The sequence below is a fragment of the Sphingobium sp. KKT206 genome, from assembly GCF_055640555.1.
In genome coordinates, this window is the sequence record NZ_CM145764.1 from 1517105 (window position 1) to 1540504 (window position 23400).

Sequence of the window (23400 nt, forward strand, 5' to 3'; positions counted from 1 at the left end):
GCCTGGCGCACTGGTGCGGGCGAAGGGACTCGAACCCCCACATCTTGCGATACCAGAACCTAAATCTGGCGCGTCTACCAATTTCGCCACGCCCGCATCGGTCGCCGGTCGGCGCGGCATAGAGAAAAGCGGGGAAAGAGGCAAGGGATAGTGGCATGATGCCGGGAACCCTGTTGCCGGGCCGTGCGTAGCCTATCGACCAACCCCATAAAGGAGTGCCGCAATCATGGCTACCCAGCCCGATCCCAATCCCGACGGCCTGCCCCCGCCCGACATCATCGAGCCGCAGTCGCCCGATGAGATGCCCCCGCCCGCGACTCCGGTCGAATTGCCGATGACCGAGCCGGACGAAATCGTGCCTGTCGGCCCGGATTATGACCAGCCCAACCGCGCACCGGCAGAGTTTCCCCCGGACTGAGTAACGAACAGTGTGATCAAAACCACATATCGATAATTTTCTTACCCAAAGATGGAACAATTTGGTCGATCGCAAAAATTTCGTCGCCGCGCCGCTGGACAGCCCCCTGCAAGCATGATTGAATTGTGAAAGAAAAAAGAAATCGGGAGAGGCGCGGCTGACAAAATAAGGGGGTCGACGTGCATAAGGTTCGCGCCAAATTAGAATGGTTCAAGACCGTGATATTGCCGCAGGAGGCCGCGCTGCGCGGTCGCCTTCGCCGCATCCTTCCCTCAGCCCATGAGCTGGAGGATATGTGCGCGGAAGTCATGGCGCGGGCCTATGCCACCGATAATTGGGAAAATGTGACGACGGGCCGCGCCTATCTGTTCACGATCGCCCGCAACCTCGTGATCGACACGGCCCGCCGCAACAAGGTGGTCAGTTTCGAAACGATCGCCGATCTGGAATTGCTGGGCGGCGACAATAATATCGAAGCGCAATTGCACGCCCGCGAAGCGCTGCGTCAGGTCGAAACCATTGTCGAATCGCTGCCGCCGCAATGTCGTCGCGTCTTCATTCTTCGTCGCATCCACGAAAAATCGATGCTGGAAATAGCGGAGGACATGTCGCTATCCGTTTCTACAGTTGAAAAACATCTAGCCAAAGCAATCGCAATAGTTATGCGGGCCTGGGCGGAACGTGAGGAAACGGATTTCGAGCGTGCAGGCGTCGGGGCCAACTTCAAGCAGCGGTCCCAGGGACGCGATCGAAGCGGAAGCCGCGCGCCTGCTGGCTAAGCTTCATAGCGATCCGACACCCCAGGAAGAAGCCGAGATTTGCGACTGGGTCGAGTGCGACCCACGCCATGCCGTAGCCTTTGCCCGTGCCGAAGCCGCATGGGACGCGGCCGAGCGCCTCAAGAGCGCCGCCGCCGATGTCACCCTGCCTTCGATGCCGGAGATCGTCAGCGAAGAGCAGCAGCGCCGCCTGTCGCGCAACATCATGATCGCCGCCGCCGTCGCGATCCTGTTCTTCATCTTTGCCGCCATCGTCACCGTCCGCACGTTCAGCGGCGTCGATCGCTATGACGCGGCGCTTGGCGAAATTCGCGACGTCACGCTCGACGATGGCTCAATCGTTCACCTCAACAGCGACAGCGAAGTGGAAGTCCGCTTTACCGGCCATGGCCGCAAGGTGCGGATCGTGAAGGGCGAGGCCTCTTTCGAGGTGGCCCCCGACAGCGAACGCCCGTTCGACGTGGAGGTGCGATCCGCCTTGATCCGCGCCGTCGGCACCGCCTTCAACGTGCGGATGCGGCCGGCGCTGACCGAATTGACCGTGACGCACGGCACGGTGACGGTCCATTGCGGCAACAAGGCGCAGCAACGGGTGACCGCTGGCAATGGCGCGGTGATCCAGCCGCGGACCATCGTGCTGACGCGGTTGGGCGACAGGCTGGTCAGCCAGCGCATCGCCTGGCGCCATCAGATGCTGGAACTGGATGGTGAAACCATCGAGCAGGCGACGGCCGAATTCAACCGCTATCGCAAAGCGCCGATCCTGATCGGCGATACCCGCGTGTCGCCGCTCCGAATCGGCGGCCGCTTCCGCGTGCATGACAGTCGCGCATTCCTATCGGCGCTGGAACGGACATTGCCCGTCCGTACTGTGCGGGGCGAGGATGGATCGGTCATGCTGCTCTATCGTGACGAAGAGCCAACGCAGGCGGGCGAGAGCGACAGGTCTTAACCCAGCAACTCCCGCACCAGTTGCGGCACGAGTTGGCTGGCCGGGCCGAGGCGGCTGTCTTCGAAATAGATACTGCCGGCCGACGGATCGAGATTGAGTTCCAACGTGCGAGCGCCGACATGGCGGGCGGTCTGCACGAAGCCGGCGGCGGGATAGACCGCGCCCGATGTGCCGATCGACACGAACAGGTCGGCGCGGCGCACCGCTTCGTCGATGGCATCCATCTGATAGGGCATTTCACCGAAGAAGACGATGTCGGGGCGCAAGCGGGGTTGCCCGCATCCGGCGCAGGCCGTCCCCGGCGGCAAGGCTTGCGTCCACGGCACCGCCTGGCCGCAGGCGGCGCAGAGCGCGGATTGCAGTTCGCCATGCATGTGGATCAGCCGCTTTGCCCCGGCGCGCTCATGCAGGTCATCGACATTCTGCGTCACGATCAGCAATTCGCCGGGCCAGGCGGCATCCAGCGCGGCTAGGGCTTCATGCGCCGGATTGGGGGAGACGGTTGCCAGCTTCTCCCGACGCTCGTCGTAGAAACGATGCACCAACGCGGGGTTGCGCGCCAGTGCCTCAGGGGTGCAGACATCCTCGACGCGATGCCCTTCCCACAGGCCATCCGGCCCGCGAAAGGTGGCAAGGCCGCTCTCGGCGGAAATGCCCGCGCCGGTGAGGATGACGACATTTGTAAAAAGTTGCTTCATATCTCCGCCCATGAAAATCGCTTCTTCGATATCGGCTATCTTTGCACCGATGTTTATAGAAGATGGCAGTTGCCTGCCTAAGCAATGTCACTTTGACCCAGAGAATGGATCAATAAGATGCAAGATACGATGGCTTTTTGCCTTGATGAGTTTAGGCGACTTCATATCAGCAATCCTGCGCTAAAACAGATGACAATCGAACGGTCATCCGCCTTCATTTATCATAAATCCGGGTCCATACCGACGCTCCTTTCAACTGTTGAGGAGCATTTAAAGAATCGTCGTGCTTTTTCTCTGATTAGAGTTGGAAATGGCGAAGGTAATGCCTTTAGTATGACGCAACCGAGGTCTCATCCGGCATTGTTCGAGACATTTTGTCATGAGTTTAACGGTCAAAATCATTTTCCAATTAGCGAAAAAGTGGCTGAACAGTTCTGCAAACGGGTAGTCATTGCGATCGATAATGCCGATTGGCGCGGCGTCCGAAGCTTTCGCATGAATGAATTGAAGCTCATCCCAGAGGTCATCGAGAAAAAAAGTGCCTATGCTGCGCTAGGACTTACATATGCACGTGATTATCTCAGACAAAGCCTGGAAGGCGATGCATTACGTAACACTATTATCACGTCCGCCTGGATTCATCTCGATCTAGTTGACGAGTTCGATGCACTCCTTGCGCTAGGCCGTGAGATTATTGTCATCACCGGCCGGCACGAGCTACACCACATCTTCAAAGAAAAACTAGGAAATCGCCTGATCGATTTTATCCCGGTTCCGGTACAGCGGTACATACCTGAAAGCTTCGAAGAATCTCATTTTGGAGGAAGATTCGACGAAGTTTGCTCAATCCTGTCAAAAGATCTGAGTGGCAAACTCGTTTTGGTTGGCGCCGGGCTATTCGGCAAAATTTATTGCGACGTAGCCAAGCGTCATGGCGCAGTGGCTTTGGATCTTGGTAGTTTATTCGACGTTTTGAGTGGAAAGACTACGCGACCGATCTTTAAAGACTATAATTTCAGAGGAAAGCGCTGGGTTTAGAGGATTGCGCAGATCGGTCCTAAATCGAAAGCCGTCGCGCCCGGTCCCGCCATGCTTCCGCCAGGACCGGCATATCGGCCAGTTGCGCCACCGCGCCGCGGTCTGCCTTGTGTCCGCCGCCGATCAGCAGGTGAAACACCCTGGCGATGGGCCAGTCCGGCAAGGGGCGGTTGAGCAAGGCCATGCGCTCGCCTGCCTGCGCCTCGCCCTCGCGGATCACGCGGAAATAGAGGCCGCATCGGCCGGTCTTGACGATGGTGGCCAAGACATCGCGCGCGCCGAAACGATGGTCGAGCTTCCAGCAGGGCTGGCGACCATGGCTGACCTCCACGATCGCGCTGCCCAGGGTGAAGCGATCCCCTAAGCAGATCGTCTCTTCGGTCATGCCGCGCGCGGCGATATTCTCGCCAAAGGCGCCGGGCGCGCCCAGCAGCGGGTGGCCGGGCTTGCGGTCGCGCCACCAGGCATAATGGTCCTGCGGGTAGAGATGGATCGCTTTGTCCCAGCCGCCATGATGGATGGGGTCGGCGACCTGATCGCCCTCCAGCCCGCCCCAGCCGATCCGCACCGGGCCGGTCACGGGGGTCTTGGCGATGGCGCTATAGTCGGGGCCGCGAAAGGGGGCCGGTTTGCCGACGAGCAGGGCATCGACCGTCATGAAGGGCGTATCCATGCCGCCATGTTGCCATGACTACGGACCGCTGGCGAGGGCCGATCGGCGGCAGGTGGCGTCAGGCCGGGCTGATTTCCGAACGCAGCTTGAGCACTTCGCCGCCATTGTCGGAATGGATCAGGAAGGCGGGATCGTTGGGCGATCCGTTGCGGCGGATCAGCGACCCTTCGATCGTGCGTTCGACATGACGGTCGAACCGCTCGGTAATGTGACCCCGGCCGACGCCCTGCCCCCAGTTCCACTTGACCCGCTTTCCCTTGCGAAATGTCTCGGTCATCAGGGCATCCTCTTCCTGTCGGGCGCATGCTGCGCCAGCCGGTTTACATGACAAGCGAAGGTCAAAATTCCCAACGGCTTAACCGGTTCCCTTGGGTTTTACATTCTGTTGGGCTAAGGGGCGGCGATGGATGCATCCGGCCTTCGCGTTGCCCTGTTCAGCGGCAACTATAATTATGTGCGCGATGGCGCGAACCAGGCGCTCAACCGCTTTGTCGGCTATCTGCTGCGGCAAGGCGCGGCAGTGCGGGTCTATGCGCCGACCACCGACACGCCGGCGTTCGCGCCTGCCGGTGATCTGGTCAGCACGCCGTCTTTCCCGGTGCCGGGGCGCAAGGAATATCGTGTCCCCTATCGCATGTCGGTGCAGGTTCGCCGCGATCTCAAGGCGTTCCAGCCCAATCTTATCCATCTTTCCAGCCCCGACCCGCTGAACCATCGGGCGCTCAGCTGGGCGCGCGACCATGGCCTGCCGACGGTGGCGTCGGTCCATACCCGGTTCGAAACCTATCCGCGCTATTATGGCCTCGCCTTTCTGGAGCCGTTGATCGAATCGATGCTGCGGCGTTTCTATCGCCGCTGCGATGCGATCGTCGCGCCGTCCGATTCGATGGCGCAGCTGCTGCGCGAACAGCGGATGAGCTATGATGTCGGCATCTGGACGCGCGGCATTGATCGCGACATCTTCAATCCCGGCCGCCGCAGCCTGGAATGGCGGCAATCGCTGGGCATGGCCGATGACGCACCGGTGATCGGCTTTATCGGACGGCTGGTGATGGAAAAGGGGCTGGACGTCTTTTCCGATGCGATCGACCAGTTGGCGGCGCGGCAGGTGCGGCATCAGGTGCTGATCGTGGGGGAAGGCCCAGCGCGTGAATGGTTCCAGAACCGCTTGCCGAACGCCGTCTTCACCGGCTTTCAGGGCGGGCCGGATCTGGGGCGGGCGGTCGCCAGCATGGACATGTTGTTCAATCCGTCGGTCACGGAGACCTTCGGCAATGTGACGCTGGAAGCGATGGCCTGTGGCTTGCCCACCGTGGCCGCGCGGGCGACCGGCAGCGAAAGCCTGGTGACGGATGGCGTCACCGGGCGGCTGATCCGCCCCGGCGCGATCGGCGATTTCGCCGATGCCTTGCAACAATATTGCGACGATGGTGCCGCGCGCGCCCGTGCAGGTGAAGCGGCGCGCACACGGGCGGAGCGCAATGGCTGGAATCAGGTCAACCAGGCGTTGGTCGACACCTATCTGCGCGTGATCCGCCAGCGGGCGCAGGGCATGGTGCTGCGATCCAGCCCCGTTCCCTGAGCGCCCTGCCCTCCCTATATAGTGTCCATGGCTGACCTGTTCGCTTCCGACGATGCTGCGCGCGATCATGCGCCCCTGGCCGACCAGTTGCGGCCGCGCACTTTGGCGGAGGTGGTCGGGCAGGAGCATCTGACCGCAGCGGATGGTGCGATCGGGCGGATGGTGACGGCGGGGCGGCTGTCGTCGATCATCCTGTGGGGACCGCCCGGCACCGGCAAGACGACGATCGCGCGGCTGTTGGCCGATGCCGTGGCGATGCGGTTCGAGCCGATTTCGGCGGTGTTTTCAGGGGTTGCGGACCTCAAAAAAGTCTTTGCCGCCGCGAAGGACCATGCGCGGCAGGGTGCCAAGACGTTGCTGTTCGTGGATGAGATCCACCGGTTCAACCGCGCCCAGCAGGATAGCTTCCTGCCCTTTGTCGAGGATGGCACGGTGACGTTGGTCGGTGCCACGACGGAGAATCCCAGCTTCGAGTTGAACGCGGCCCTGCTGTCGCGCGCGCAGGTCTTGATCCTGCGGCGGCTGGACGCAACCGCGCTCGAACAATTACTCGACCGGGCGGAGGCGTTGACGCAGCGGCCCCTGCCGCTCACCTCTGCCGCGCGCGATGCGCTGCTCGCCAGCGCCGATGGCGACGGGCGTTTTCTGCTGAACCAGGTCGAGACGCTCTATGCGATCGACCTACCCGAACCGCTCGATCCGGCGGGGCTGTCCGCCCTGCTCCACCGCCGCGTCGCGGTGTATGACAAGGATCGGGAGGGGCATTATAATCTGATTTCGGCGTTGCACAAATCGCTGCGCGGGTCGGACCCGCAGGCCGCGCTTTATTATATGGCGCGGATGCTGACGGCGGGCGAACAGCCGCTTTATGTGCTGCGCCGCCTGGTGCGCTTCGCGACCGAAGATATCGGCCTCGCGGATCCGCAGGCGGTGGTTCAATGCCTGGCCGCCAAGGACGCCTATGAATTTCTGGGTAGCCCCGAAGGCGAACTGGCGATCGTGCAGGCCTGTCTCTATTGCGCGACCGCGCCCAAATCCAATGCCACCTATGCGGCGATGAAAGCATCGTTCAAGTCGGCGCGCGATACCGGATCGCTGATGCCGCCGATGAACATCGTCAATGCGCCCACCAAGCTGATGAAACAGGTCGGCTATGGCAAGGGTTACCAATATGACCATGATACGGCCGAAGGCTTTTCCGGCGCCAATTACTGGCCGGAAGAGATGACGCCGCAGACTTTCTACGCGCCGAGCGATCGCGGTTTCGAAGCGCGGATTGCCGAGCGGATCGCGCATTGGAACCGGTTGCGCGCCGAGCGGCAGGAGGCATGACGCCGCGCTTCGACCGCTTTGTCGCCATCGACTGGTCGGGGGCGAAGGGTTCGCGGCACAAGGGGATTGCGGTGGCGGTATGCGATGCGGGCGATGCCGCGCCGCGCCTGGTCGCACCGGCCGAGCGTTTCTGGTCACGCAAGGCGGTCGCCGACTGGCTAATCGCGACTTGCGCGCAGGCCTCGACCTTGTTCGGCTTCGATTTCAGCTTTGCCCCGCCTTATGTTGCGCGCGGGGCCTATCTGCCGGGCGATGTGGTGCCGCAGGATGCGCCCTCCTTCTGGGCCTATGTCGAGTCGGTGTGCGACGATGTCGACCTGGGCGCGGCCAGCCTGTTGGAGATCGCCCATCGCCGTCATTTCTATTTCGGCAAGGCGGACGGGACGAAGGCCGATTATATGCATAACCGTGCCTGCGAAGCCCATTATAATGTGGGCGGCGGCGGCAAGCCGTCCACCGTCTATGACGCGATCGGCGCGGCGCAGGTCGCCAAGGCCAGTTTTGCAGGGATGCGGCTGCTGCACCATCTGCGCCCGCATGTGCCGATATGGCCATTCGATCCCCTGCCCACCACCGGTTCGCTGATCGTAGAAATCTACACCAGCATTGCCGCGCGCGCTGCGGGGCGGCCCAAGGGGCGGAGCAAGATGCGCGATCTGGAGGCGATCAACGCGGCGTTGGCGGCGCTGGAGTCTGCGCCCTATGCCGAATCGCTGCCCGATGACCATGGCGCGGATGCGATCGTCACGGCCGCCTGGATGCGGCGGGCGGCGCTGGAACCGGCGCTTTGGTCGCCCGCGCCCCTGACGCCGCATATCGCTGCAACAGAGGGCTGGACGTTCGGCATCATCTGATAGTAAGGGCGTTCGGCCCGATGGGCGCGCCGGATTAGCACAGGGGTAGTGCAGCGGTTTTGTAAACCGAAGGTCGCGGGTTCAAATCCTGCATCCGGCACCATTGTCCGCCCGATCAGACTCAAAACAAAAATGGGGACCGGCATTGCTGCCGATCCCCACGTCCGTCGGGTCAAGCGATCCGCGTCCCTGGCGGGATGCGATCATCGGCCCGGCGTTTGCGATCCGACCGCCTTCCCAAAGAAAGACTGCCGCATCGGGTGCTTCGGGGTGAGCCAAGGGCTGCTTTCCCGTCGCTGGTCGTACCTGTTCCGATGCCCGACGTTCACTTTCGCGCGTACCCGGCAGCGGCCCTGACGACCGACCCGGCTATTGGCTGCGCCCTTGCGGGCTTGCCCTATCGCCGGACCATCAGTCACATAGACAAAATACTGATAAATCAGCATTTTCTGAAATGGATCGCGCCATTTCCCTATGTTCCGATAGAGAGATGGTCTCACCTCGTCCGAGTCGTTCCAAGCGAAATCGGACAGAATCATGACGGTGCCACACGCAAATCTGTGGATAACTGTGGATAAGTTTTCCCCGCCCCTATTGCGGCGGTGCCCAGCCTGGCGGGGCCAGCGTGAAACCGGCAAAATCGAAGGCCGGGGTCACCGTGCAACTGACCAGCGTCCAGCCGCCCTGGGGTGCTGCGGCCTGCCAATGATAAGCGGGCACCCTGCCCTGCGGCATCTGCCCAGCCATGATGTCCGGGCCGAGGGAAATCGTCTGCGCCGGTTCGCCCTCTGCCGCGACGGACAGCGATAAAGACGCACCGGCATGCCAGAACCAAAGCTCGTCCGCATCCACCCTATGCCAATGGGAGGATTGATGGGCTTCGAGCAGGAACAGGATCGCCGTGCCCGCTGCGCGTTCGCCAGGGGCAGCGGCAGCGCGCCAGGTTTCGCGATACCAGCCGCCTTCGGGGTGGGGCGAGAGGTCGAGCGCGGCGATCAGCGCCCGTCCATCCCGTTCGTCGTCCGCGCGCATCGGCTTACCTCAACTTTTATCGATTTTAGTACAACTGCTTACGTCGTTGTCAGACGTTAATGCAACCTCGATCAATATGCGGGGGTTCAAGCATCAAGTCACGCAAATGGAGGAGAATTTCATGCGTAAAGCAATGCTGGCCCTGGCGGCCGTTTCGCTGGCCATCCCGATGTCGATGGCGATCCCGATCGAAGGTGCGGAAGCGCGCAAGAATCGTCGCTACAAGGAGTGGCGCGGTCGCGACGGGCGCACCTATTGCCGTAAATCCAACGGCACGACCGGCCTGATCGTCGGTGGCGTGGGCGGTGCCCTGCTGGGTCGCGCCATCGATACGCGCGGCGAACGCACGACCGGCACATTGCTTGGTGCCGCTGGCGGCGCGCTGTTGGGCAAGGAAATCGACAGCAAGCGTCGCTGCCGCTAACAAAAAAGGCGGCGTCCCGTCGGACGCCGCCTTTTTTTATTCGACGGATCGAAAAATCAGTTCGACGCTGCGCCGCGCGCTTCGTCGACCTTGAACGCGACATTCTGGCCGCCCGACACGCCCGACACGCGGCCGTTCTTGACCGAGAGGTTGAACGCGACGGCATCAGGGAAACGACGACCGGAAATCAGCTTGCCGGTTTTCGTGTCTTTTACTTCATACACATAGGTATAACCTTCGTGCGTGAAGCGCTGCTTGCCAGCTTCTTCAGCCTGGGCAGGGGCGGCGATGGCAACAAAAGCGCTCAGGGCGCTGGCGGCAACAAACTTGGACAGCATTCGCATGGGTTTTCTCCTTGTGAATGCCGATCAAACACCTCTGTATATTCTTGTTCTGTTGACGACGCTTTTATGTTGCAGCGCGGCATGACAGCAATCGCAAAGAACGACCATGCGGTTGCGCCGAACGCAATCCGCCTGCGGAGACCCTCATCCCTTGGACATGGCGACGATATGCTCAAACTGCGTTTGTGTCAGTGGCGACACCGACAGGCGCGACTGGCGCAGCATGACCATGTCGGCGAGCGCCGGATCAGCCTTCATGGCCTTGAGCGTGACCGGGCGATCCATTTTCCGATGCGGCGCGACATGCACCGCGATCCATTTTCCGCTATCGTCGGTGCTATCGGGCGCAGCCTCTTCGATGATCGTCATGATGCCGACCGCCTCCACCCCGATATTGCTGTGATAGAAGAAGGCCAGGTCGCCCTTGCGCATCGCCTTCATATGCCCCTGCGCCGCATGGTTGCGCACGCCGTCCCATTCCGCCTTTCCCTTGGTGACCAGGTCGTCATAGGAAAATACGTCGGGTTCCGATTTCATCAGCCAATAGTTCATTCTGCCTCCTTGCATCAGCGTCGTTGGCCGATCAAGGATGGCGTCATGCACCGCCGCGCCGCCAGCAGAGGGCGCGCAGCGACGATTTTTTGGAGATAATGACGTGTCGCAGACGATGATCGACCAAGTCCCGGTCCTGTCCATGGCAGAATTGGACAAAGCCGATTTTGCCCAGGCGTTCGGCCGGTCCTTCCAGCAGTTCGGTTTCGCGATGGTGCGCGACCATGGGATGGACCAGCCGTTAATCGACGCCGGATGGGCGATGGCGAGGGAATTCTTCGCCCTGCCCGATACGGTCAAGTGCCGCTATGACGCGAAGAATAATGGCGGGCAGCGCGGCTATACTGCGTTCGGCACGGAAATCGCCAAGGGCGCGAGCGAGAATGACCTCAAGGAATTCTGGCATGTCGGCCGGGATCTGCCTGCGGGCGATCCGCTGGCGCAAACCATGCCGCCTAATGTCTGGCCGGACGACATGCCGGAGTTCAAGGCAGTGTTCGCCCCGCTCTATCGCGAGTTCGATCGCGTCGGCGCGGAATTGCTGTCGGCGATCGCGCTGTATCTCGACTTGCCCGAACGCTGGTTCGACGGGCCGATCGACAAGGGCAATTCGATCCTGCGCCTGCTCCATTATCCCCCCGTATCGCCGCAGGCTCCGGGCATTCGTGCGGGCGCGCATGAGGACATCAACCTCATCACCCTGCTATTGGGCGCGGAGGAAGGTGGACTGGAGTTGAAGGATCGCAACGGCAACTGGTTGCCGGTGGTGCCGCCGCCCGGCGCGCTGGCGATCAATGTCGGCGACATGCTGCAGCGGTTGACCAACCATCTGCTGCCTTCGACCAGCCATCGCGTCGTCAATCCGCCACCGGAGCGGCGCGGCCATTCGCGCTATTCGATGCCCTTCTTCCTGCATCTGCGTCCGGATTTCCTGATCGACGCGCTGCCGCAATGCGTGAGCGATGAAAATCCGCGCCGCGATCCACCGATCACCGCGCACGACTATCTGACCGAGCGGTTGATCGAGATCGGGCTGATCAAAAAGGCCTGATCATTTCCGCCCGCGTCCGAGCGTGATGCCGATTTCCTCGCCCCGTTCGGACAGGGCGAGCTTGACGATCTTCATCTCGACATGGCTGACCATCGCATCCTGCATGAAAATGGTGTCGATGATATGGTCGGCCACCGCCTCGATCAGCGTGAAATGCACGCCTTCGGGTAGCGCGGTGGACGCGGCATGTTTGAGGTCCATGTAATTTTTGGACTGGCCAAGCGGCGTGTCCGGCGCATAATGATCGGCAATCTTCAGCCGTGCGCGGATGGAAATACGCAACGGCTGGGGGAGATGCGTCTCCTCCGAATAGATGCCGGTCAGCACGTCGACATGGAGATTATTGACCTCCAACGTCAGAAAATCGTCAAATCCAGTCTGCATGGCCCGCCATATGCAGCCCGTTGCTGCTGTTGCGACGGGCCTCTTTAGTCTTTCATTTTGCGACGCGAGCGCTAAAGCCCGCCGCTTCCGGCGCGGTCCATGCGCCATTGATGGCGGATCGGCAAGACGTGTCTCAGATTGTTCCCTTGAATAGTCAGCCTGTCATGGCGATCGAGGCGCTGCTGGATGCCGCCTTCGGACCGGATCGCCATGGTCGCACGGCGTATCGGATCAGGGATGGGATGCCCTGGCTGGCCGACTTGTCCGTCGCCACGCTGGACGCTGACGGGATGTTGATCGGATCGCTGCAAAGCTGGCCCGTCGCGCTGACGCAGGCGGATGGCACGCAGATGCCGCTCATCATGATTGGCCCGGTCGCGGTTGAGCCAGCCCATCAGAAGGGCGGCCATGGCCGCGCGATGATGGACGCCGTGATCGATGCCGCCCGCGACCGGCGCAGCGAGCCGCTGATGATGATCGGCGACCCGGAATATTATGGCCGCTTTTGGGGCTTTGATGCCCAGGGCACCGGCGGATGGGATGCGCCTGGCCCGTTCGAGCCGCGCCGCCTGCTGGCTCTGTCGGTCGATGGCCGTGCCGTGGGCGGTATCGGGATGCTCGGCCCCAGAATCGCGGTCGCGGCCTGAATCCCCCTTTGCCTTCGGGCAAGGCCGTGCCTATCTCGATCTCATGCCCATGGAGCCCCTCCCCGACCTCGCCACCCTGTCCCTGGCCGATATTGCCCGGCTGGCCGATGAAAAGCGCCTGCCGCCCGTAGAGCAATGGAATCCCGCCCATTGCGGCGACAGCGAGATGCGGATCGCGCGTGATGGCACCTGGTTTCATCAAGGGTCGCCGATCGGGCGGGAAGCGATGGTGCGGCTGTTTTCCACGATCCTGCGCCGCGAGCCGGACGGCAGCTATGTGCTGGTCACGCCGGTCGAGAAACTCGATATCGTGGTCGAAGATGCGCCGTTCGTCGCCGTCGAATTGAAGAGCGAAGGCGAAGGACGGGACCGCGCGCTCGCCTTCCGCCTCAACACCGGCGACCTGATCGCAGCGGGGCCGGATCATGAACTGGTCGTGCGCGAAACGGCGGATGGTCCCCACCCCTATCTCCATGTGCGTAGCGGGCTGGAAGCGCTCATTAACCGCAGCGTCTATTATGAGATGATGAACATGGCGCTGGAGGAAGCGGGCGAACGGGTCGGCCTGTGGAGCCATGGCCGCTTCTTTCCGCTGGACGGGACCGCATGACGCTGGCGGAGCGGTTGCGCGCCGCGCTTCGGGAAGGGCATCAGCGCGAGACGGATGTGCTGCTGTCGGACACGCGCGATCCGCGCATCGACGGGACGCTTGCGCTGGCCCCGGCGGCGGTGCTGGTGGCGGTCACCGACCGGCGCGAGCCGGGCCTGATCCTGACACAGCGGTCGGCAGCTTTGCGCAAACATGCGGGGCAGATCGCTTTTCCGGGCGGCCGTGTCGATGCCGAGGATGCGGACGAGATTGCGGGTGCCTTGCGCGAGGCGGAGGAGGAAATCGGCCTGCCGCGCCATGTGCCGCAGGTCATCGGCACGTCGGATCGCTATCATACCTTCACGGGTTTCGACATCGTGCCGGTGCTGGCGGTGGTGCCGCCCGACCTGCCTTTACGGGCGCAGGAGAGCGAAGTGGCCGACTGGTTCGAACTGCCGCTGGCCTATGCCCTCGACCCGGCCAACCGCACCCGCCATGTCGTGGAATTTGATGGGGTTATGCGGCATTATTATGAGATTATCTGGCAAAAGCGTCGCATCTGGGGCGTGACCGCAGCCATCCTCGCTAACCTTTCGCGCAGGCTCGGCCATGACCATCCTGCTGCCTGACGCCGAGTGGCGACACCGGCCAGGCCTCGATGGCCTGCTCCACGCGCTGGGCGCGGCGCAGGGGCAAGCGCGCTTCGTCGGCGGGGCGGTGCGCGACGGGTTGCTGGGGCTTGCGGTCAACGACCTGGACATTGCGACCACGCTCGATCCGCATGATGTGGTCGATCGGCTCAAGGCGGCGGGGATCAAGGCGGTGCCGACGGGCATCGACCATGGCACCATTACTGCGGTCCTATCGGGCTGGCCCGTGGAGATCACGACGCTGCGGCGGGACGTCAGCACCGACGGCCGCCGGGCGACCATCGCCTATACCGACGACTGGCGCGAAGATGCGGCGCGGCGCGATTTCACCATCAATGCGCTCTATGCCGATCCGTTGAGCCGAGAGGTCACAGATTTCTTCGGCGGTGTCGCCGATCTGGAGGCGCGACGCCTGCGCTTCATAGGGGACGCCGAGGCGCGCATTGCCGAGGATCATCTGCGCATCCTGCGCTATTTCCGCTTCCTCGCCCGTTATGGCGGTGATGTGGTGGACGATGACGCCTATGCCGCGTGCCGCGCCGCCGCCAAAAGCCTGATGGCTTTGTCGCGCGAACGCATTGCGGATGAACTGATCAAATTGCTGGCGGTTGCGGCGCCTCTCCGTGCGCTGCGGCTGATGGTCGATGGTGGCATATTGCGGGCGGTTCTGCCCGAAGTCGATATGGCAGGCATCGACCGGGTCGAGACGGTGATGGCGCGCGAGGCGGCTTCGGAGACGCCACCCTCGGCGCTCCGGCGACTGGCCGCCCTGTTACCGCCTGACCCGGCTGCCGTGGATCAGATCGGCGCCCGGCTCAAACTGTCGAACAAAGCGCGCAAGCGGCTGGTGCTGGCGGTCGAACCGGGACCAGCGGATGAAGCGCCGCGTGCCTTGGCCTACCGAGTGGGGCCGGAAAGCGCGGTCGATCGGCTGCTGCTCGATGTCGACCGGCCCTTGTCGGCGCTCGGTTCGCTTGACGGATGGACGCCGCCGACATTGCCGATCAGCGGCGGTGCGTTGATCGCGCGCGGTCTGCCGCCCGGCCCGGATGTCGCCAAGGCCTTGCACGAGGTGCAGAAAATCTGGGTGGAAGAGGGTTTTCCTGATGCAGAGCGCGTGGGCGTAATCGCCGATCAGACGGTTTCGAAGTTCCAGCGCGCACGCCAATAATCGAAGGCATCGGCCTCGTTCATTGGCTTGGCGAAATAATAGCCCTGCCCCTGCCAGCAGCCCATCTGCTGCAAGGCGAGCGCCAGTTCCTGCGTCTCGATACCCTCGGCCGTGACCTTGAGGTTGAGCGATTCGGCCAGCGACAGGATGGTGCGGACGATGACCGCCTTGTCGCGATCCTCCGCCATGGACGACACGAAACTGCGGTCGATCTTGAGAATATCGATCGGCAGGCTGTGCAAGCTGGCGAGGTTGGAAAAGCCGGTGCCAAAATCGTCCATCGCGATCGGCATCTGCAGATCCTTGAGTGCGAACAAGAGTTTGCGCGCCTTGTCAGGGTCGGCGATGATTGCGCTTTCGGTGAGTTCCGCCGTCAACCGGCTGCCGGCAACGCCCGAATAGCGCAATGCTTCCTCGAACATGGAGGCGACATCATCGCGCGCCATCTGGATGGGCGAGAGGTTGACGTTGACGCCGACCGGCAAGGGCTGGCCATAACGCACGTCCCAGCGCGATAGCGCCTGCGCCGCTTCATAGGCGGCCCAGCGGCCAAGCGACGTGATCAGGCCGCTTTCCTCCGCCACAGCGATAAATTCGACCGGTGGAACATGCCCCAATTCGGGGTCATGCCAGCGCGCCAGCGCTTCGAAACCGGTGATTTCGCCGGTCTGGAGATGGATGAGCGGTTGATAGGCCAGCGTCAGGCCACCATGGGCCAGCGCTTCGCGCAACCGGCTCTCGATCGAAAAGCGCCATTGCGCTTCCTTCAACACGCCGTTGCGATAGATTTCGACCTTGCCGCTGCGCTTCGCGATCTTGACCGCCGCCTGCGCCTTGCGCACCACATCGTCCGGATCATCGTCCAGGTCGATCGACAGCGCACACCCAATGGCACAGTCCACCCGGATCTGCAGATCGCTGAGCCGAATCGGGGAACTGAGCGCTTCCCTGATCCTCTGCACGATATGCAAAGCGTCTGATAGGCCATTGTTAAGACGCGCAAAAATGGCAAAGTCATTGCCGCCGATGCGTGCCAGCACATCGCCCTGCCGCAGGCTGGATTTCAGCCGCTTGGCCACCGTGATCAGCAGTTCGTCACCCGCCATCGGGCCGAGCGATTCATTGACGCGGCTGAAACGACTGAGATCGATTGCAATGATGCCAAATTGGGCATTGTCCGGCCAGACGCTGTTACTGAGCCGATCGTCAATCTCTTCACCGAACCCGGTCCGGTTGGGGAGCGCCGTCAAGCCATCCGACAGAAGCTCACGGCGCAGATTCTTCTCCATCGTCCGGTCGCTGGTGCGATCGATCGCCGTGAAGAGAAAATGGGGTGGGCCATCGGTGGGGAGTCGCCCGATCGTACACATGAAATATTCCGGCCCCAACGCGCCGTCGCGCCGCAGTTCGAAGCTATCGCAGGGTCGATCCGACCTTATGAAACTTTTGACCCGATCGCGCCATTCGGTAGCGACCTGTTCCATGATGTGCGATAGTCCACGCGATCGGAAGGCCTCGGTGAACGCGGCGTTGGCCTCCAGCACGACGATGTCGTCTTCATCCTGCACCGATAAGATGGCGGACGGCTGTGGCAAGGCTGCCAACCATTGGCGGCTGGCCACCATCTGATCGACCTGTGCAGCATCCCCCCCGCCGAGGGGATCTTCGCTGGACCTTTTCACTGGCCAATTGCACGCCGCAATGGATTCCATGGCCCCGCGATATCGGGAACCGGTAAATTTTCAGGAAACGTCTGGTCGCTCTTTGGATAAATCAGACATTAAAAGCGATTGTCACGGGGAAATCCGGTGGGCGGCATCCGTCCGGCCGCGCCGCGCGCGACTTTCCAGGGGGTCATGTCCGATTCGGTGCGCGTCCGACCGCTGTCGCCGCCCATCGTCCAACTCAGTCCATCGGCCAGGCGGAAGGCGATGGCGTCGGACAGCCCGCCATCGCGATAGCGCTGTAGCTGTACGCCCTGCCCCCGTGCCATTTTCGGCATCTCATCCAGCGCGAAGACCAGCAATTTACGGTTCTCCCCTATGATCGCGACGCTGTCCGCTTGCGGAGCGATGGGGTGGACGATGGCCAGCTTTGCGCCGGCGCGAATGTTCACGACCTGCTTGCCCTTGCGCGTTTCGGCAATGATGTCGCTGACCGCCGCAATGAAGCCGCGCCCATCGGAAGAGGCGAGCAATAATTCCTTACTGGTCCGGGCAGGCATGAAGGCGACGATCGTGCCCTCATTGTCCATATCGACCAGCGACCGCACCGGATCGCCAAAGCCGCGGCCGCCCGGCAACTTGTCGGACCCCAGCGTGTAGATGCGGCCCGTGCTGGTCGCCAGCAGCAGCTTGTCCGTCGTATAGGCGTGGAACGCATAATGCGGGCCATCGCCTTCCTTGAACTTGAGCGTGTCGGCCGCCGCCAGATCGCGATGGCCGCTCATGGCACGGATCCAGCCGCGCTCGGACAGGATGACAGTGATCGGCTCGCGCTCGATCATCGCTTCGAGCGGGATTTCGCGGGCCGGGGCGGCTTCTTCGACCAGTGTACGGCGACGCCCCAGATCAGTCTCCGGGCCATAGCGTTTGCGCAGCGCCGCCAGATCGCGCTTCAGGCGCTTGCGCTGCAGGCCGGTGTCGCCGACCAGCTTCTCCAACTCGTCCTTTTCCTTGACCAACTCGGCATGTTCGCGCCGCAATTCCATCTCCTCCAGCTTGCGCAGGCTGCGCAGCCGCATGTTGAGGATGGCTTCGGCCTGCCGGTCATTGAGCGCGAACTCGGCGATCATCACGGGCTTGGGCTCATCCTCGGTACGGATGATGGCGATCACCCGATCGAGGTTGAGATAGGCGATGATATAGCCGTCGAGCAGGTCGAGCCGGGCGGCGATCTTTTCCAGTCGATGCTGGGCGCGCCGGACCAGCACCTCGATCTGATGCTTGAGCCATTCGACCAGCACGGATTTTAGCCCCATGACGCGCGGCGTATGCGTGGCGTCCAGCACGTTGAGGTTGAGCGGGAAGCGATTTTCCAGGTCGGTCAGGCGGAACAGACTGTCCATCAGCATCTGCGGATCGACCGTGCGGGCGCGCGGTTCGATGACGATGCGGATTTCGGTGTCGCTCTCGTCGCGCACATCGGCCAGGATCGGCAGCTTGCGATCGTTGATCAGGGCCGCGATCTGTTCGATCAGCTTGGACTTTTGCACCTGATAGGGAATTTCGGTGACGATCGCGACCCAGGTGCCACGCCCGCCCTCTTCCTTGTGCCAGCGCGCGCGCGTGCGGAATCCGCCACGACCCGTGGCATAGGCTTCCGAGATCATCGCGGCATTATCGACCAGTACGCCGCCGGTCGGGAAGTCCGGTCCGGTGACGACCTGCATCAACCTGGCATGATCGGTATCGGGATTGTCGATCAGCAGATTGGCGGCATCGATCAGTTCGGCGACATTGTGCGGCGGAATGCTGGTGGCCATGCCAACCGCAATGCCGCTCGCCCCGTTGGCGAGCAGGTTGGGGAACAGGCCGGGAAAAACCTCCGGTTCCTCATCCTCGCCATTATAGGTGGCGCGATAATCGACCGTGCCTTCGTCCAGCCCCGCCATCAGATCGGCCGCAGCCTGGGTCAATCGGGCTTCGGTATAGCGCATGGCGGCCGCGTTATCGCCGTCGATATTACCGAAATTCCCCTGGCCATCGACCAAGGGCATGCGCAGCGAAAAATCCTGCGCCAACCGTACCATGGCGTCATAGACCGATGAGTCGCCATGGGGGTGATATTTGCCGATAACGTCGCCGACGACGCGGGCGCATTTCTTGTAGCTGGTCGTGTTGCGTGCCGGATTGGCCACCAGCACATCGGGCGACGCTCCGCCCGGTTCCATCTTGAGCAGCCGCATGGCCCAGAGCAGCCGACGATGGACCGGCTTCAACCCATCGCGCAGGTCGGGCAAGGAGCGCGCGGTGATGGTGGACAGCGCGTAGACGAGATAGCGTTGCGACAGCGCCGCGTCGAACGGATGGTCCTTGATGCTGTCGAAGGGATCGCGAAAATCGGTCATCGCGGCGGGAATAGCAGGGCTGCGCCGCTTGGCAAACGGGGATTGGCGATTGATGGCTGGTGACGCAAAAAGCTGTGACGGTTGCAGAACAAGGGTTGCGGTTTCGCGCACAGACGCCATTTTGCCTTCCGTGCTGATCATCGACCTCCCCCCCCCGCCGCCCGCGTTGCTGTCCGGCGCCGCGCTCTTCCTCGATTTCGACGGGACTCTGACCCCGATTGCAGAAACACCCGATGGGGTCGTGCTGGGTGATGACCTCCTGCCGATGCTGCATGGGTTGCGGGCACGGCTGGACGGGCGACTGGCGATCGTCAGCGGTCGGTCGATCGCGACGCTGCGGGATCTGGGCTTTGGCGATTTCCTGCTGGCGGGCACGCATGGCCTGGAATTTGCCCGTCCTGGCGAAGCGGCCGACGCCCCGCCGCGCCTGGCGGCGATCGACGCGGTGGAAGAGGCCTTTCAGGTCTTTGCGCAGGATAAGGTCGGCGTGCTGGTGGAGCGCAAATCGATCAGCGTCGGGTTGCATTTTCGCGGCGCGCCCGATTGGCAGCAGGCGGCGGGCGACCTGGCCGATGCCTTGGCGACACAGCATGGCTTGTCCGTCCAGCGGGGCAAGATGCTGTTCGAACTGCGACCTGGTGGGGCCGACAAAGGGAGCGCCGTCACACAATTGATGCGCGAAGCCCCGATGAAAGGTGGTAGACCCGTCTTCATCGGCGACGATGTGACTGACGAGGAAGGTTTTGCCGCTGCCGTCGATCATGGTGGTTCGGGCATCCTGGTCGGGCCGCCGCGACATACATTAGCGACTTTCTCCTTGGAACAGGTTGCCGATGTCAGGCATTATCTCGCCGAGGGGGCCGCCCGGTCAGACTGATCGGGGTGCGCCTGTGCGACCAGACAGCAAGGGGGCAGAACGATCCTACATTCCAGCGAGACTTTCATGGCCGGAGCGGCGCGTTCGCTCGATCTCTGGCCGATCGGCAATTGTCAGGCGTCTGCCCTGATCGACCGGAAGGGCCGGATGGTCTGGGGCTGTGTCCCCCGCGTCGATGGCGACCCGGTCTTTTCCGCGCTGCTGGACGACAAGGATTGGGACGACCCGCAAGCGCGCGGTTTTTGGGCGATCGAACTGGAAGATTGCGTTTCGGTCGAGCAATCCTATCTGCGCAACACCCCCATCCTGGTCACGCGTCAGGCCGATGCGCAGGGCAATGCGATCGAGATTTTAGATTTCTGCCCGCGCCACAAGCATAAGGGGCGGATGTATCGGCCGGTGGCGTTCATTCGCATCGTTCGTCCGGTAGCCGGAAGCCCCCGCATTCGCGTGCGCCTGCGTCCGACCACCAACTGGAATAACGAGCCTGTGCCGATCAATTACGGCTCCAACCATATCCGCATGGTGCTGTCCTATATGGCGATGCGGGTATCGACCAACGCCCCCATCGGCCTGATCGCGCAGGAAAGCTGGTTCCGGCTGGAACAGGACATGCATTTCTTCATGGGACCGGACGAAGGCTTTTCCGACGCCCTGCGTCCGGCGATCGAGCGGATGCTGGAGGATACGATCGAGGAATGGCGGCTGTGGGTCCGTGGCCTCGCCATCCCGCCCGAATGGCAGGAAGCGGTCATCCGCTCCGCCATTACGCTCAAGCTATGCCAGCATGAGGAAACCGGCGCGATCGTCGCTGCGCTCACGACATCGATCCCCGAACATGCCGATAGCGGCCGGAACTGGGACTATCGCTATTGCTGGGTGCGTGACGCCTATTACACCGTCGAGGCGCTGAATCGGCTCGGCGCGCTCGACGTGCTGGAAAGCTATCTCGTCTATCTGCGCAATATCGTCGATGATGCGAAGGGTGGGCATATTCAGCCGCTCTACGATGTGCGCGGCAATGCGACCTTGACCGAATGGGAGGCACAAAGCCTGCCGGGCTATCGCGGCATGGGGCCGGTGCGGGTCGGCAATGCGGCCTATGAACAGGTTCAGCATGACGCCTATGGCCAGATCGTGCTGTCCTCGGTGCAAGGCTTCATCGACCAGCGCCTGCTCCGTATGGCAGGTCACGCCGATTTCGAAGCGCTGGAAGCCGTGGGTGAACGGGCCTGGGCAGTCTATGACAAGCCGGATGCAGGCCTATGGGAATTGCGCACGCGCGCCCATGTCCACAGCTATAGCGCGGTCATGTGCTGGGCGGCCTGCGACCGGTTGGCGCACGCCGCCACGGCGCTCGACCTGCCGGTCCGCGCAGGCCTTTGGCAAAATCGTGCCGAGACGATGAAGGCCCATATTCTCGACGCCGCCTGGCGCAGCGACAGCAACGCCATCTCCGCCAATTTCGAGGATGATTCGCGCGACGCCTCGCTGTTGCAATTGCTGGACCTGCGTTTCCTGACCGCGGACGATCCGATGTTTCAGGGGACGCTCGCCGCGCTGGAGGCGGACCTGCGCCGGGGCAATGATATGCTGCGATACAGCGCACCCGATGATTTCGGCGAGCCGGTCACGGCCTTCAATGTCTGCACCTTCTGGTTGATCGAAGCGCTGCATCGCAGTGGACGGCAGGAGGAAGCCCGCACCCTGTTCGAGGAGATGTTGACCCGGCGTACTGCCGCCGGGCTGCTGTCGGAAGATATCGACCCTGTGACCGGGGAATTATGGGGTAACTATCCCCAGACCTACTCGTTGGTCGGCATCATCAACTGCGCCGTCCTGCTGAGCAAACCGTGGAGCATGATGCGATGAGCCGCCTGATAGTCATTTCCAATCGCGTGTCGCGCCCCTCCAAGGCCGGCAATCAGGGCGGCCTCGCGGTCGCGCTCGCTGAAGCCTTGCGCGAGAGCCGGGGCACCTGGATCGGCTGGTCGGGGGAAGTGACCGATCATTTCACGGGGCATATCGGGTTCGCCGAGGATGACGGGGTCAAGACCGCGACGATCGACCTGGAAGAACAGGATATCGACGAATATTATAACGGCTATGCGAACAAGACGCTGTGGCCGCTATTTCATTTCCGCATCGACCTGGCCGAATATGCCCGCGATTTCGAGGGCGGCTATAACCGCGTCAATCAGCGCTTTGCCGATACCGCGGCCCCGCTGATCGAACCCGAAGACATCATCTGGGTGCATGATTATCATATGATCCCGCTGGGGCAGATGCTGCGCGATCGCGGTCATCGCAACCGGATGGGGTTTTTCCTCCACATTCCCTGGCCGCCGACGCGCCTGCTGGTCTCGCTGCCGCATCATAGCAAGCTGGTGTCCAGCCTGTTCGCTTATGATGTGGTGGGTTTCCATACCGAAGAATGGCTCGAATCCTTCCGCCATTATGTCGAGAAGGAAATGGGCGGTCGGGTCGAGGGCGATTTCGTTACCGTGGGCGATCGCACCATCCAGGCGGTGGCCTGCCCGATCGGGATCAATGCCAAGGAATTTGCCGAAGCCGCCGTCAGCAAAGCCGCACGCGACATGGGCGATCGCCTGCGCGCGTCGCTGCAGGATCGCGCGATGATCGTCGGTGTCGATCGGCTTGACTATAGCAAGGGGCTGGAAGAGCGTTTCAACGGCTATGCCCGCTTCCTCAAGGATCATCCCGAACATCATCGCAAGGTGTTGCTGACCCAGGTCGCGCCGCCTTCGCGCGGCGACGTGGAGAGTTACCAGCAGATTCGCGCCACCCTCGATTCGCTCGCCGGGCGGCTGAACGGCGAATATAGCGATGTGGACTGGACCCCGATCCGCTACGTCAATCAGGGCTATCCGCGCGATAAGCTGGCGGGCATCTACCGCGCCGCCAAGATCGGGCTGGTGACGCCACTGCGCGATGGCATGAACCTGGTTGCCAAGGAATATGTCGCGGCGCAGGATCCTGAAGATCCCGGCGTGCTGATTCTCTCGCGCTTTGCGGGGGCGGCGTTGCAGCTCAAGGACGCGCTGCTGATCAACCCCTATAGCCCGGAAGAAATGTCCGACGCGATCAACCGCGCGCTTGCCATGCCGCTCGACGAGCGCAAGCGGCGCTGGCGCGCGATGATGGATAGCGTGGAACAGCAGGATATCAGCTGGTGGCGGCAATCCTTTACCGAACGGCTGATGGCGGTCGATCGGGACACGGCACGGGTTGAGCCGGAGCCGGCGGAAGGCTAATTCTGGTGC

Annotated in this window: 25 protein-coding genes and 2 tRNA genes; 17 read left to right on the forward strand and 10 right to left on the reverse strand. The window is 62.3% G+C overall.

Features of this window, described 5'->3' with window-relative positions; genetic code table 11:
* Positions 1–11: 11 nt before the first annotated feature.
* Positions 12–96: transfer RNA gene (locus ACZ2HM_RS07020), tRNA-Leu, on the reverse strand.
* A gap of 130 nt (positions 97–226) precedes the next feature.
* On the opposite strand from ACZ2HM_RS07020, the gene ACZ2HM_RS07025 reads away from it, so the two are divergent.
* From ACZ2HM_RS07025 to ACZ2HM_RS07035, 3 genes are all read left to right on the forward strand, one after another.
* The gene (locus ACZ2HM_RS07025; RefSeq protein ID WP_069066355.1) at positions 227–418 is read left to right on the forward strand and encodes a hypothetical protein; all 192 of its coding nucleotides are present in this window, start codon (positions 227–229) and stop codon (positions 416–418) included.
* 179 nt (positions 419–597) lie between these two features.
* On the forward strand, positions 598–1197 hold the full coding sequence (locus ACZ2HM_RS07030; RefSeq protein ID WP_037472959.1) for an RNA polymerase sigma factor: 600 nt from the start codon (positions 598–600) through the stop codon (positions 1195–1197).
* Complete coding sequence (locus ACZ2HM_RS07035) at positions 1121–2149, forward strand: FecR family protein (protein ID WP_470426811.1); 1029 nt, start codon at positions 1121–1123, stop codon at positions 2147–2149. The genes ACZ2HM_RS07030 and ACZ2HM_RS07035 overlap by 77 nt, the downstream gene beginning before the upstream one ends.
* On the opposite strand, the gene ACZ2HM_RS07040 is transcribed toward ACZ2HM_RS07035, so the two are convergent.
* Positions 2146–2847, reverse strand: a complete 702-nt coding sequence (locus ACZ2HM_RS07040; protein WP_470426598.1) for an NAD-dependent deacylase — start codon at positions 2845–2847, stop codon at positions 2146–2148. The two genes, ACZ2HM_RS07035 and ACZ2HM_RS07040, sit on opposite strands and share 4 nt — an antisense overlap.
* A gap of 117 nt (positions 2848–2964) precedes the next feature.
* On the opposite strand from ACZ2HM_RS07040, the gene ACZ2HM_RS07045 reads away from it, so the two are divergent.
* Entirely contained in the window at positions 2965–3885 is a 921-nt protein-coding gene (locus ACZ2HM_RS07045) for a GT-D fold domain-containing protein (protein WP_470426599.1), read from the forward strand.
* Between the two features lie 19 nt (positions 3886–3904).
* Here the strand turns inward: ACZ2HM_RS07045 and ACZ2HM_RS07050 are convergent, their stop codons facing one another.
* Together ACZ2HM_RS07050 and ACZ2HM_RS07055 are read right to left on the reverse strand one after the other, a co-directional pair.
* A complete protein-coding gene (locus ACZ2HM_RS07050; protein WP_470426600.1) occupies positions 3905–4558 on the reverse strand; it encodes an MOSC domain-containing protein in 654 nt (217 codons plus the stop codon).
* 58 nt (positions 4559–4616) lie between these two features.
* Positions 4617–4835 carry a hypervirulence associated TUDOR domain-containing protein gene (locus tag ACZ2HM_RS07055; protein ID WP_037473443.1) on the reverse strand — a complete coding sequence of 73 codons (219 nt, stop codon included), beginning with the start codon at positions 4833–4835 and terminating at the stop codon, positions 4617–4619.
* Positions 4836–4961: 126 nt separating this feature from the next.
* Here ACZ2HM_RS07055 and ACZ2HM_RS07060 point away from each other — a divergent pair, with 126 nt between their 5' ends.
* The 4 genes from ACZ2HM_RS07060 to ACZ2HM_RS07075 all read left to right on the forward strand — a co-directional run bounded on the left by ACZ2HM_RS07060 (position 4962) and on the right by ACZ2HM_RS07075 (position 8429).
* Positions 4962–6140 carry a glycosyltransferase family 4 protein gene (locus ACZ2HM_RS07060; RefSeq protein ID WP_470426601.1) on the forward strand — a complete coding sequence of 393 codons (1179 nt, stop codon included), beginning with the start codon at positions 4962–4964 and terminating at the stop codon, positions 6138–6140.
* A 27-nt stretch (positions 6141–6167) separates the two neighbouring features.
* On the forward strand, positions 6168–7472 hold the full coding sequence (locus ACZ2HM_RS07065; RefSeq protein WP_470426602.1) for a replication-associated recombination protein A: 1305 nt from the start codon (positions 6168–6170) through the stop codon (positions 7470–7472).
* Positions 7469–8326 carry a hypothetical protein gene (locus tag ACZ2HM_RS07070; RefSeq protein WP_470426603.1) on the forward strand — a complete coding sequence of 286 codons (858 nt, stop codon included), beginning with the start codon at positions 7469–7471 and terminating at the stop codon, positions 8324–8326. Before ACZ2HM_RS07065 ends, ACZ2HM_RS07070 begins: the two co-directional genes overlap by 4 nt.
* Positions 8327–8354: 28 nt before the next feature.
* Positions 8355–8429 (forward strand) — tRNA-Thr (locus tag ACZ2HM_RS07075).
* Between the two features lie 488 nt (positions 8430–8917).
* On the opposite strand, the gene ACZ2HM_RS07080 is transcribed toward ACZ2HM_RS07075, so the two are convergent.
* A complete protein-coding gene (locus ACZ2HM_RS07080) occupies positions 8918–9358 on the reverse strand; it encodes a cupin domain-containing protein (RefSeq protein ID WP_470426604.1) in 441 nt (146 codons plus the stop codon).
* A gap of 121 nt (positions 9359–9479) precedes the next feature.
* On the opposite strand from ACZ2HM_RS07080, the gene ACZ2HM_RS07085 reads away from it, so the two are divergent.
* Positions 9480–9782, forward strand: coding sequence for a glycine zipper 2TM domain-containing protein (locus ACZ2HM_RS07085; RefSeq protein ID WP_470426605.1), 303 nt, complete (start codon positions 9480–9482; stop codon positions 9780–9782).
* 56 nt (positions 9783–9838) lie between these two features.
* Here the strand turns inward: ACZ2HM_RS07085 and ACZ2HM_RS07090 are convergent, their stop codons facing one another.
* Positions 9839–10120 (reverse strand): hypothetical protein, encoded by a 282-nt coding sequence (locus ACZ2HM_RS07090; RefSeq protein WP_037477094.1) that lies wholly within the window; start codon positions 10118–10120, stop codon positions 9839–9841.
* 150 nt (positions 10121–10270) lie between these two features.
* Positions 10271–10678: an EVE domain-containing protein gene (locus ACZ2HM_RS07095; protein ID WP_470426606.1), complete on the reverse strand. Its 408-nt coding sequence runs from the start codon at positions 10676–10678 to the stop codon at positions 10271–10273.
* 103 nt (positions 10679–10781) lie between these two features.
* Here ACZ2HM_RS07095 and ACZ2HM_RS07100 point away from each other — a divergent pair, with 103 nt between their 5' ends.
* Entirely contained in the window at positions 10782–11729 is a 948-nt protein-coding gene (locus ACZ2HM_RS07100) for an isopenicillin N synthase family dioxygenase (RefSeq protein WP_470426607.1), read from the forward strand.
* Here the strand turns inward: ACZ2HM_RS07100 and ACZ2HM_RS07105 are convergent, their stop codons facing one another.
* Complete coding sequence (locus ACZ2HM_RS07105) at positions 11730–12113, reverse strand: dihydroneopterin aldolase (protein ID WP_470426608.1); 384 nt, start codon at positions 12111–12113, stop codon at positions 11730–11732.
* 110 nt (positions 12114–12223) lie between these two features.
* Here ACZ2HM_RS07105 and ACZ2HM_RS07110 point away from each other — a divergent pair, with 110 nt between their 5' ends.
* From ACZ2HM_RS07110 to ACZ2HM_RS07125, 4 genes are read left to right on the forward strand one after another with little or no spacing between them, the layout of a single operon-like run.
* Entirely contained in the window at positions 12224–12760 is a 537-nt protein-coding gene (locus ACZ2HM_RS07110; protein ID WP_470426609.1) for a GNAT family N-acetyltransferase, read from the forward strand.
* A gap of 43 nt (positions 12761–12803) precedes the next feature.
* A complete protein-coding gene (locus tag ACZ2HM_RS07115) occupies positions 12804–13370 on the forward strand; it encodes a DUF1285 domain-containing protein (RefSeq protein WP_096063095.1) in 567 nt (188 codons plus the stop codon).
* Positions 13367–13978, forward strand: a complete 612-nt coding sequence (locus ACZ2HM_RS07120; protein ID WP_470426610.1) for a CoA pyrophosphatase — start codon at positions 13367–13369, stop codon at positions 13976–13978. Before ACZ2HM_RS07115 ends, ACZ2HM_RS07120 begins: the two co-directional genes overlap by 4 nt.
* A complete protein-coding gene (locus tag ACZ2HM_RS07125) occupies positions 13959–15170 on the forward strand; it encodes a CCA tRNA nucleotidyltransferase (RefSeq protein WP_470426611.1) in 1212 nt (403 codons plus the stop codon). Before ACZ2HM_RS07120 ends, ACZ2HM_RS07125 begins: the two co-directional genes overlap by 20 nt.
* Here the strand turns inward: ACZ2HM_RS07125 and ACZ2HM_RS07130 are convergent.
* Together ACZ2HM_RS07130 and parC are read right to left on the reverse strand one after the other, a co-directional pair.
* Entirely contained in the window at positions 15134–16882 is a 1749-nt protein-coding gene (locus ACZ2HM_RS07130) for a putative bifunctional diguanylate cyclase/phosphodiesterase (RefSeq protein WP_470426612.1), read from the reverse strand. The two genes, ACZ2HM_RS07125 and ACZ2HM_RS07130, sit on opposite strands and share 37 nt — an antisense overlap.
* A gap of 68 nt (positions 16883–16950) precedes the next feature.
* Positions 16951–19239, reverse strand: coding sequence for a DNA topoisomerase IV subunit A (gene parC / locus ACZ2HM_RS07135; protein WP_037477080.1), 2289 nt, complete (start codon positions 19237–19239; stop codon positions 16951–16953).
* Between the two features lie 130 nt (positions 19240–19369).
* On the opposite strand from parC, the gene otsB reads away from it, so the two are divergent.
* The 3 genes from otsB to otsA all read left to right on the forward strand — a co-directional run bounded on the left by otsB (position 19370) and on the right by otsA (position 23391).
* Positions 19370–20116, forward strand: a complete 747-nt coding sequence (otsB, locus tag ACZ2HM_RS07140) for a trehalose-phosphatase (RefSeq protein WP_237748922.1) — start codon at positions 19370–19372, stop codon at positions 20114–20116.
* A gap of 147 nt (positions 20117–20263) precedes the next feature.
* The gene (locus tag ACZ2HM_RS07145) at positions 20264–21988 is read left to right on the forward strand and encodes a glycoside hydrolase family 15 protein (RefSeq protein ID WP_037479000.1); all 1725 of its coding nucleotides are present in this window, start codon (positions 20264–20266) and stop codon (positions 21986–21988) included.
* Positions 21985–23391, forward strand: a complete 1407-nt coding sequence (gene otsA / locus ACZ2HM_RS07150) for an alpha,alpha-trehalose-phosphate synthase (UDP-forming) (protein WP_037477077.1) — start codon at positions 21985–21987, stop codon at positions 23389–23391. The genes ACZ2HM_RS07145 and otsA overlap by 4 nt, the downstream gene beginning before the upstream one ends.
* Positions 23392–23400 lie beyond the last annotated feature (9 nt).